The 9,608-nt window shown below is 71.2% G+C and carries 11 protein-coding genes; 6 read left to right on the top strand and 5 right to left on the bottom strand.

The window, feature by feature from the left end; translation table 11 throughout:
• The 5 genes from AC1DUQ_RS11055 to AC1DUQ_RS11035 form a co-directional block, all read right to left on the bottom strand.
• Positions 1-808 (bottom strand): ABC transporter permease (locus tag AC1DUQ_RS11055; RefSeq protein WP_477073793.1); only part of this gene is annotated, 808 nt, incomplete at its 3' end.
• Positions 808-1,854 (bottom strand): ATP-binding cassette domain-containing protein, encoded by a 1,047-nt coding sequence (locus tag AC1DUQ_RS11050; RefSeq protein WP_477062790.1) that lies wholly within the window; start codon positions 1,852-1,854, stop codon positions 808-810. The genes AC1DUQ_RS11050 and AC1DUQ_RS11055, both read right to left, overlap by 1 nt.
• A gap of 58 nt (positions 1,855-1,912) precedes the next feature.
• On the bottom strand, positions 1,913-2,839 hold the full coding sequence (locus tag AC1DUQ_RS11045) for a COX15/CtaA family protein (RefSeq protein ID WP_477062791.1): 927 nt from the start codon (positions 2,837-2,839) through the stop codon (positions 1,913-1,915).
• Between the two features lie 66 nt (positions 2,840-2,905).
• The gene (locus AC1DUQ_RS11040; protein ID WP_477062792.1) at positions 2,906-3,655 is read right to left on the bottom strand and encodes an ABC transporter permease; all 750 of its coding nucleotides are present in this window, start codon (positions 3,653-3,655) and stop codon (positions 2,906-2,908) included.
• On the bottom strand, positions 3,652-4,566 hold the full coding sequence (locus AC1DUQ_RS11035) for an ABC transporter ATP-binding protein (RefSeq protein ID WP_477062793.1): 915 nt from the start codon (positions 4,564-4,566) through the stop codon (positions 3,652-3,654). Before AC1DUQ_RS11035 ends, AC1DUQ_RS11040 begins: the two co-directional genes overlap by 4 nt.
• A 178-nt stretch (positions 4,567-4,744) precedes the next feature.
• Here AC1DUQ_RS11035 and AC1DUQ_RS11030 point away from each other — a divergent pair, with 178 nt between their 5' ends.
• The 6 genes from AC1DUQ_RS11030 to AC1DUQ_RS11005 all read left to right on the top strand — a co-directional run.
• Positions 4,745-5,497, top strand: coding sequence for a helix-turn-helix transcriptional regulator (locus tag AC1DUQ_RS11030; protein WP_477073792.1), 753 nt, complete (start codon positions 4,745-4,747; stop codon positions 5,495-5,497).
• Positions 5,494-6,942, top strand: a complete 1,449-nt coding sequence (sufB, locus tag AC1DUQ_RS11025) for a Fe-S cluster assembly protein SufB (protein ID WP_477073791.1) — start codon at positions 5,494-5,496, stop codon at positions 6,940-6,942. The genes AC1DUQ_RS11030 and sufB overlap by 4 nt, the downstream gene beginning before the upstream one ends.
• Positions 6,942-8,243 carry a Fe-S cluster assembly protein SufD gene (gene sufD / locus AC1DUQ_RS11020; protein ID WP_477062795.1) on the top strand — a complete coding sequence of 434 codons (1,302 nt, stop codon included), beginning with the start codon at positions 6,942-6,944 and terminating at the stop codon, positions 8,241-8,243. Before sufB ends, sufD begins: the two co-directional genes overlap by 1 nt.
• On the top strand, positions 8,240-8,572 hold the full coding sequence (locus AC1DUQ_RS11015; RefSeq protein WP_477062796.1) for a non-heme iron oxygenase ferredoxin subunit: 333 nt from the start codon (positions 8,240-8,242) through the stop codon (positions 8,570-8,572). The genes sufD and AC1DUQ_RS11015 overlap by 4 nt, the downstream gene beginning before the upstream one ends.
• A 20-nt stretch (positions 8,573-8,592) precedes the next feature.
• On the top strand, positions 8,593-9,357 hold the full coding sequence (sufC, locus tag AC1DUQ_RS11010; protein WP_477062797.1) for a Fe-S cluster assembly ATPase SufC: 765 nt from the start codon (positions 8,593-8,595) through the stop codon (positions 9,355-9,357).
• Between the two features lie 8 nt (positions 9,358-9,365).
• A partial coding sequence (locus AC1DUQ_RS11005) for an aminotransferase class V-fold PLP-dependent enzyme (protein ID WP_477073790.1) occupies positions 9,366-9,608 on the top strand: 243 nt, incomplete at its 3' end.

The following is a 9,608-nucleotide window of genomic DNA, read 5'->3' as shown; positions in this document are numbered from 1 at the left end:
GGCTGGTGGAGCGCCGGTACTGGAGGTTGGCCAGCGGGACGAACACGATGATGAAGATCGCCGACCAGATCAGCGTGTAGACGACCGGGTTCTGCAGGGGCCAGGCGTCCGGCGTCGGCACCCCCTCCGGGATGTTGCCGAACAGCTCGCGGGACGCCTGGGTGACGGCCGACACCGGGTTCCACTCGGCGAACGTCTGCAGCGGTGCGGGCAGCGTCTCGAGCGGCACGAACGTGTTGGCGACGAACGTCAGCGGGAAGATCACGATGAACGTCGCGTTGTTGAACACCTCGACGCTCGGGACGAGCATCCCCAGCCACGCCATGATCCACGAGATCGAGTACGAGAAGATCAGCAGCAGCAGGAAGCCGAGCGCCGCCTCGCCGAAAGAGCTGTGGATGCCCCAGCCCACCAGCAGGCCGGTCAGCGACATGACGATGAGCACCAGGATGTTGTTGGCCACGTCCGAGATGGTGCGGCCGGTCAGCACGGCTGACGGCGCCATGGGCAGCGACCGGAACCGGTCGATGATCCCCTTCTTGATGTCCTCCGCCAGACCGGCGCCCGTGATGGTGGCGCCGAAGATGACCGTCTGGGCGAAGATCCCGGCCATGAGGAACTCGCGGTAGGCGTCGGCGTCGGCGCCGCCGGGCACGTCGATCGCACCGCCGAACACGTAGGCGAAGAGCAGGACGAACATGATCGGGGAGAGCGTGGTGAAGACCAGCAGGTCGGGGACGCGCTTGATCTTGATGATGTTGCGCTTGGCGACGACGTAGCTGTCCGAGAACACGGTGGGCGCGGCCATCAGGCACCTCCGGTGGAGGACTCGTGGGCGGCGGCCGCGTGACGGCCCGGTCCGGTGGGTGCGGCAGGCGGTGGCGGCGGTGACTCCTCGGGGCCGGCGTCCTCGTCCTCGCTCGCGTGCCCGGTGAGCGACAGGAACACGTCGTCCAGCGTGGGCCGGCGCAGCCCGACGTCGTCGATACCGATCTGCGCGTCGTCGAGGACGCGCAGCGCCTCGGTGAGCACCTGCGCTCCACCGCTGATCGGCATCAGCAGGGTGCGGCGGCCCTCGTCCAACGCCGCCTTGCCCACCCCGAGGGGCTCGAGCAGGTCGCGGGCTCTCAACAGCGTCACCGGGTCGCGGACCGTGAGCTCGAGCCGCTCGCCGCCGACCTGCATCTTGAGCTGGTCGGCCGTGCCCTGCGCGATGATCCGTCCGTGGTCGATGACCACGATGTCGTCGGCCAGGAGATCGGCCTCCTCGAGGTACTGCGTGGTGAGCAGCAACGTCGTGCCGCCGGCGACGAGGTTCTGGATCACCTCCCACATCTCTGTGCGTCCGCGCGGGTCCAGCCCGGTGGTCGGCTCGTCGAGGAAGATGATCGGCGGGTCCGCCACGAGCGCGCCGGCCAGGTCGAGGCGCCGCCGCATGCCCCCGGAGTAGGTCTTGGACGGGCGGTCCGCGGCGTCCTCGAGCCGGAACGACGCGAGCAGCTCCCGTGCCCGCGCCCGGGAGCGCTTGGCCCCCAGGTGGTACAGCCGGCCGATCATGTCGAGGTTCTCGAAGCCGGTGAGGTACTCGTCGACGGCGGCGTACTGGCCGGACAGGCCGATGCGGCGTCGGACGTCCCGCGGCTTGGTCAGGACGTCCACCCCGGCCACGGTCGCGGACCCGGCGTCGGGCTGCAGGAGCGTGGTGAGGATGCGGACGATGGTCGTCTTTCCCGCCCCGTTGGGGCCGAGGAGCCCCAGCACGGAGCCGGTGGGCACCGCCAGGTCGACCCCGTCGAGGGCCGTGACGGTCTTGTAGCGCTTGACGAGTCCCTGAGCGGTGATCGCGTCTGCCATGGTTCGAGGCTAGGAGAGACCACCGACACGACAACAGCAGATACCAGGACGAACCTGGTCAGGCGTCGCGCGTGCGCAGGCTCCCGACGAAGAACGTCACCGCGGTCGCGAGCAGCGCCGCGCCGAGCATGTGCAGGTTGACCAGCGCGATCGGCAGGCCGGTGAACAGCTGGACGTACCCGATGGCGCCTTGGCCGAGGGTCACGGCGAGGAGCACCAGCCCGGTGGTCCAGGGGCGCCCGGTGACCCCGCGGCGGCGCAGGAGCACCAGCACGACGACGAGCACGGCGACGAACGCCCAGACCGAGGCCGCGTGCAGCTTCGACATGGTCCAGGGGTCGACGTCGAACCGGTAGCCGACCTCGTCGTCGCCCGAGTGCGGCCCGGCGCCGGTGACGACCACGCCCAGGACGAGCACCGCGGCGGTGAGCGCGACGAGCACCCGGACGACGATCGTCGTCGTGCGGTCCACCAGCGGGACCGCCGGGCCGTCGCCCTCGCGGGTGCGGACGACCAGCCACGCCGAGAACGCGACGAGGGCCATCGAGATGAGCAGGTGGCTGCCGACGATCGCGGGGTGCAGGTCCACCAGCACGGTGATCCCGCCGATGACCGCCTGGATCAGCACGCCGACCACGGGGACCAGGCCGAGTCGTCGGAAGGACCACGGGCGGCGCCGGTCGAGGACCACCAGCACGGCCACGACAGCGGCGACGGCCACGAGCAGCACGCTCACGGTCCGGTTGCCGAACTCGACGTACGGGTGGAACGACGTCGCGCTGTGCAGCTGAGGGGTGAACTGGCCGGGCTCGCACTGGGGCCACGTGGAGCACCCGAGGCCGGAGGCCGTGAGCCGCACCGCGCCGCCGGTGACGATGATGACGATCTGCCCGACGAGGTTGGCGACCACGGCGGTCCAGGTCCACCGGTCGCGGAACCGGTCCAGGGTCGACGGGCGGGTGTCGAGGGCAGGGGACGAGCTCACGACGACCAGCCTACGGTCCGGCCACCGCGCGCCGGACCGGCCCGCGGGCGAGGCTCGTCACAGCGCTCAGTGCCAGCGGAACAGCCGGCTCGCGCCCCAGCCCAGGGCGGCGGTCCAGCCGACGAGGACCACGACCGACCAGGGGGGCAGGACGCCGTGCATCAGCGTCTCGCGCATGGCCTCGCCGAGCGCGCCCGAGGGGAGCAGCAGGGCGACGTGGGCCATCGGGCCGGGCAGCTGGCTCGCGGGGATGACGACCCCGCCGGCGACCGCGAGGACGAGCAGCAGCAGGTTGGCGAGGGCGAGGACCGCCTCGGCGCGCAGCGTCCCGGCGACGAGCAGCGCGAGCGCGGTGAAGGCAGCGGTGCCCAGGACGATCGCCACGACGGCCAGGGCGATGCCCGCGGGGTCGGGGCGCCAGCCGAGCAGGAGGGCGACCGCGCCGATCACGACGACCTGCACGAGCTCGACCACGAGGACGCCCAGCACCTTGCCCGCGAGCAGCCCGCCGCGACCGAGGGGTGTGGTGGACAGCAGACGGAGCACCCCGTTGCGGCGGTCGAACGAGGACGCGATGGCCTGCGAGGTGAACGACGAGGTCATCACCGCGAGGGCCAGKATGCCGGGCGTGAGGAAGTCGATCCGGCTGGCGCCGCCGGTGTCCAGCTCGATCGCGGTGACCCTCGACAGACCGACGAGCACCAGGACCGGGACGATGATCGTGACGAGCAGCTGCTCGCCGTTGCGCAGGATGGCGCGCGCCTCGAACGCGGTCTGCGCCAGGACGCGCTGGGACGCGGGGGCCGCGGCGCTCATCGCAGCGTCCGTCCGGTCAGATCGAGGAACACGTCCTCGAGGGTGCGCCGTCCGACGGTCAACCGGGTGGCCAGCGCCCCCTGCGCGGCCAGCCAGGCCGTCACCGCCGCAACCGCGTCGGGGTCGACGGCACCGGTGACCGTGTAGGAACCGTCGCGCGGCTCGGTGACGTCGAAGCCCGTGCCCAGCGCGTCGTGCAGGGCGAGCCCGGGCGTGGTCTCGAGCCGCAGGGTGCGGTCGTCGGCGGACGAGACGAGTGAGGACACCGAGCCCTCGGCGATCACGCGTCCGTGGTCGACCACGACGACGTGGTCGGCGAGGTCCTCGGCCTCGTCCATGAGGTGCGTGGTGAGGACCACGGCGACGCCCTCGTCACGCAGCTCGCGCACGAGGTCCCAGACGGCGTGCCGGGTCTGCGGGTCCATGCCGGCGCTGGGCTCGTCGAGGAAGACGACCTCGGGCCGGCCGACGATCGCGGCGGCGAGCGCGAGGCGCTGGCGCTGGCCCCCGGAGAGTCGTCGGACCGTGGTGCCCGCGAAGGCTCCGAGCCCGAGCCGCTCCGACAGCTCGCCCAGGTCCCGCGGATCGGCGTACATCCGCGCGACGTGCGCGAGCATCTCGTGCGCCTTCACGCCGGTCGGCAGCCCACCGTCCTGGAGCATGACGCCCACCCGGGGCCGCAGGTCGCGAGCGTGGGCGAGCGGATCCTGGCCCAGCACGCGTACCGAGCCGCCGTCGGGCTCCCGGAGGCCCTCGCAGCACTCGATCGTCGTGGTCTTGCCCGCACCGTTGGGCCCGAGGACGGCGGTCACCTGACCGCGGTGGGCGACGAGGTCGAGCCCGTCGACGACGGCACGGCCGCCGTAGCGCTTGACGAGCCCGGAGATCTCGAGCGCGGGGGAGTCGGGCACGAGAGGGAAGTCTAGGGCGCTCGCGGACGTCACCTGATGTGAGGGACGCGACCCCGAGCGAAGGCTCACCTTGCTTGCGGGGATGGATATTGACAACAAGGATGTTGCCAATATCGCAGCCCCTGTCGTACGTCCCGTGCGCGGCTGCTGTGCCCGACGAGATCCGACGGAGGTGAGCATGAACGCGACGCTGCCCGCGGTCGACCACCTCCTGCCCGACGCGACCGGCCCGGACCCGGACGCCGGCACCCGCCAGCGCGTGCTGCAGATCATCGCGGCCGCCGGCCCGGTGTCGGCCGCCGAGCTCGCCGCGCAGCTGGACCTCGCTCCGGCCGGAATCCGTCGCCACCTGGGCGTGCTCGAGTCCACCGACCAGATCGCCGTGCACGACGCCGCCAACGGCCCGAAGGGTCGCGGCCGTCCCGCACGCCGCTACGTGGTGACCAACCGCGGCCAGGCCGCGCTGTCGCACCGGTACTCCGAGCTGGYCAGCCAGGCGCTGCGCTTCCTCGCCGAGACCGCCGGGACCCAGGCCGTCCAGGGCTTCGCGGAGCAGCGGGTGCGCGAGCTCGAGGAGCGGCACGCCGGGGCCGTCGCCGCCGCCGGACCGGACGTCGCGGCGCGCGTGCGTGCGCTCGCCGACGGTCTGGCCGCCGACGGCTACGCGGCGACGGCGCGGCCCGCCCCCGGTGGAGCCGCCATGCAGCTGTGCCAGGGCCACTGCCCCGTGCAGGACGTCGCCCACGAGTTCCCCCAGCTCTGCGAGGCCGAGGCGCGGGCGTTCTCCCGCCTGCTCGGCGTGCACGTGCAGCGCCTCTCGACGCTGGCCGGCGGTGGCCACGTCTGCACCACGAACATCCCGATCTCGAACGCCACCCACACGAACGCCTCTGCCCACCCCGTGCTCTCCGTGGAAGGACATCAAGCATGAGTGCACAGACCGACAGCACTGCGGCCAACGCGCCGCAGATGACCCAGGACGAGGCCATCGCCTCCATCGGGAACTACAACTACGGCTGGCACGACGCCGACACGGCCGGCGCGACCGCGACCCGCGGCCTGTCCGAGGCCAAGGTCCGGGAGATCTCTGCGCTCAAGAACGAGCCCGAGTGGATGCTCAAGACGCGCCTGAAGTCGCTGCGCCTGTTCGACAAGAAGCCCATGCCCTGGTGGGGCTCGGACCTGTCGGGCATCGACTTCGACAACATCAAGTACTTCGTGCGCTCCACGGAGAAGCAGGCCACCAGCTGGGAGGACCTGCCGGACGACATCAAGAACACCTACGACCGCCTGGGCATCCCGGAGGCCGAGAAGCAGCGCCTCGTCGCCGGCGTCGCCGCGCAGTACGAGTCCGAGGTCGTCTACCACCAGATCCAGGAGTCGCTCGAGGAGCAGGGCGTCATCTTCCTCGACACCGACACCGCGCTGCGCGAGCACCCGGAGATCTTCGAGCAGTACTTCGGCTCGGTCATCCCGCCCGGGGACAACAAGTTCGCCTCGCTCAACACCGCCGTCTGGTCGGGCGGCTCSTTCRTCTACGTGCCGCCGGGCGTGCACGTCGACATCCCGCTGCAGGCCTACTTCCGGATCAACACCGAGAACATGGGCCAGTTCGAGCGGACGCTGATCATCGCGGACGAGGGCTCGTACGTGCACTACGTCGAGGGCTGCACCGCGCCGGTGTACTCGAGCGACTCGCTGCACTCCGCGGTCGTCGAGATCATCGTCAAGAAGAACGCGCGCGTCCGGTACACGACCATCCAGAACTGGTCGAACAACGTGTACAACCTCGTGACCAAGCGGGCGACCGCCGCCGAGGGCGCCACCATGGAGTGGGTCGATGGCAACATCGGCTCCAAGGTGACCATGAAGTACCCGGCCATCTACCTGCTGGGCGAGCACGCGCGCGGCGAGACGCTGTCCATCGCGTTCGCCGGTGCCGGCCAGCACCAGGACGCCGGCGCCAAGATGGTGCACGCCGCGCCGCACACCTCCAGCTCGATCGTCTCCAAGTCGGTCGCGCGCGGCGGTGGCCGCACGTCCTACCGCGGACTGGTCCAGGTGCTCGAGGGCGCCCACCACTCGGCCTCGAACGTGCTCTGCGACGCCCTGCTGGTCGACCAGATCTCCCGCTCGGACACGTACCCCTACGTGGACGTCCGTGAGGACGACGTGTCGATGGGCCACGAGGCGACCGTGTCGCGCGTGAGCGAGGACCAGCTGTTCTACCTGATGTCCCGAGGCATGCCCGAGACCGAGGCCATGGCCATGATCGTGCGCGGGTTCGTCGAGCCCATCGCCCGTGAGCTGCCCATGGAGTACGCCCTCGAGCTGAACCGCCTCATCGAGCTGCAGATGGAAGGGGCCGTCGGCTGATGACGACCGCAACAGACTCCCTGTCGACGGACCACTCCAAGGCCACTGCCGACGGGAGCCACTCGCACGGGGTCGGGCCGCTGCCCGAAGCCTCCCGTGCGTCTCGCCCGACGTCGTTCGACGTGGCCGACTTCCCGGTGCCCAACGGGCGCGAGGAGGAGTGGCGCTTCGCCCCCGTCGGTCGGCTCGCCCCGCTGTTCGCCGCCGACACGGACGGTGTGCTGAGCGGCCACGGCGTGCTCACCACGGTCGTCGAGGCGCCCGAGGTGCAGGTCGAGATCGTGGAGCGCGACGACGCCCGCCTCGGCAAGGCCGGTGAGCCCGGCGACCGCACGGCGGCCGTCGCGTGGGCGTCGTTCCCGCGCGCCACGATCGTCACGATCCCGCGCGAGGCCGTCGCCTCGGAGGTGACCTCGATCCGCATCGAGGGCGTCGAGGGTGCCGGCACGCACGAGGCGTCGCTCGAGCCGAGCGCGACGCACCTCCTGGTGCACGCCGAGCCGCTGTCGCAGGCCGTCGTCGTCATCGACCACGTCGGCCACGCGGCGCTGACGGAGACCGTCGAGATCGTCGCCGACGAGGGCGCGCACCTGACCGTCGTCACGGTTCACGACTGGGCCGAGGGTTCGATCCACGCCTCCTCCCACCGCCTGCGCATCGGCCGCGACGCCACCGTCAAGCACATCGCGGTGACGCTCGGCGGCGACGTCGTGCGGATCACCCCCGACGCCGAGTTCGTCGGCGAGGGCGCGAACGTGAAGATGGTCGGCCTCTACTTCGCCGACGCCGGCCAGCACCAGGAGCAGCGCCTCTTCGTCGACCACGCGGTGCCCAACTGCATCTCGCGCGTCACGTACAAGGGCGCGCTGCAGGGCGAGGGCGCGCACACGGTGTGGGTCGGTGACGTGCTCATCCGCGCGGCGGCCGAGGGCACCGACACGTACGAGCTCAACCGCAACCTGGTCCTGTCCGACGGTGCGCGCGCCGACTCGGTGCCCAACCTCGAGATCGAGACCGGTCTCATCGAGGGTGCCGGCCACGCGAGCGCGACCGGCCGGTTCGACGACGAGCAGCTCTTCTACCTGCGGGCCCGCGGCATCCCGGAGACCGATGCGCGTCGGCTCGTGGTGCGCGGCTTCTTCGCCGAGCTCATCCACGAGATCGGGGTCCCGTCGATCGAGGAGCGTCTCATCGAGGCGATCGAGCGCGAGCTCGAGAAGTCGATGAGCGTGCTCGACGCCCTGTCCGAGGGCGGCCACGTCGAGGGTTCCGAGGTGTCCCTCACGACGGAGCGTGCATGAGCGCCCAGCTGGCCTGCTACGACGAGGACGTGCCCGTCGAGGGCACCCTCCGCGTGGAGCTCGAGGCTGAGCACGGCACGGTCGAGGTCGCGCTGGTGCGTGACTCCGCCGGCGAGCTCCACGCCATCAGCGACATCTGCTCGCACGGCGCCGTCTCGCTGTCGGACGGGGAGGTGGAGGGCTGCACGATCGAGTGCTGGCTCCACGGCTCCCGCTTCGACCTGCGCACCGGCAAGCCCACCGGCCCGCCCGCCGTCCAGCCCGTCCCCGTCTACCCCGTGACCGTCGACGGCCAGCGCGTGCTGGTCGACGTCGACGCCCCGCTCTGAAGAAGCCCGGAAGGAACAGCATGTCCACCCTGGAGATCCGCGACCTGCACGTCAGCGTCGAGACGAAGGAGGGCGCCAAGCAGATCCTGCGCGGTGTCGACCTGACCGTCGCGAGCGGCGAGACCCACGCCATCATGGGCCCGAACGGCTCCGGCAAGTCGACGCTGGCCTACTCGCTGGCCGGCCACCCGAAGTACCACGTCACCAGCGGCACCGTGACGCTGGACGGCGAGGACGTCCTCGCGCTGTCCGTCGACGCCCGCGCCCGCGCCGGCCTGTTCCTGGCCATGCAGTACCCGGTCGAGGTCCCCGGGGTCAGCGTGTCCAACTTCCTGCGCACCGCCAAGACCGCGATCGACGGCCAGGCGCCGCCGCTGCGCACCTGGGTCAAGGACGTCCGCAAGGCCATGGACGACCTGCGCATGGACCCGGCGTTCGCCGAGCGGTCCGTCAACGAGGGCTTCTCGGGCGGCGAGAAGAAGCGCCACGAGATCCTGCAGATGGAGCTCCTCAAGCCGAAGTTCGCGATCCTCGACGAGACCGACTCGGGCCTCGACGTCGACGCGCTGCGCGTCGTGTCCGAGGGCGTGAACCGCGTCAAGGAGAACCCGGACGTCGGAGTCCTGCTGATCACGCACTACACGCGGATCCTGCGCTACATCACGCCGGACTTCGTGCACGTGTTCGTGGACGGCAAGGTCGCCGAGGAGGGTGGGCCCGAGCTGGCCGACCGCCTCGAGAACGAGGGCTACGACCGCTTCCTGTCGAGCGCCACGGTTCTCTGAGGCCCACGGTGACCARCACCCTCGACAGCGCGGCGCGGACGCTCGACGCGTCCGAGCTGGCTGCCGTGCGCGCGGACTTCCCGCTGCTCGCACGCACCCTGCGCGGCGGGCGGCCGCTGGTGTACCTCGACTCGGGGGCCACCTCGCAGAAGCCCGAGGTCGTCCTCGACGCCGAGCAGGACTTCTACACCCAGCGCAACGCGGCCGTGCACCGGGGGGCCCACCAGCTCGCCGAGGAGGCCACCGAGGCG

It is taken from the genome of Cellulomonas sp. P4_B5_2, from assembly GCF_056402235.1.
Note: the sequence above shows the minus strand (reverse complement) of the source record. Positions and strands in the feature narration are given on the sequence as shown.

Excerpts from the sequence above, each read along its gene's own strand:
- AC1DUQ_RS11050 (WP_477062790.1), bottom strand. The coding sequence starts at position 1,854 with ATGGCAGACGCGATCACCGCTCAGGGACTCGTCAAGCGCTACAAGACC.
- AC1DUQ_RS11015 (WP_477062796.1), top strand. The coding sequence starts at position 8,240 with ATGAGCGCCCAGCTGGCCTGCTACGACGAGGACGTGCCCGTCGAGGGC.
- sufC (WP_477062797.1), top strand. The coding sequence starts at position 8,593 with ATGTCCACCCTGGAGATCCGCGACCTGCACGTCAGCGTCGAGACGAAG.
- sufD (WP_477062795.1), top strand. The coding sequence starts at position 6,942 with ATGACGACCGCAACAGACTCCCTGTCGACGGACCACTCCAAGGCCACT.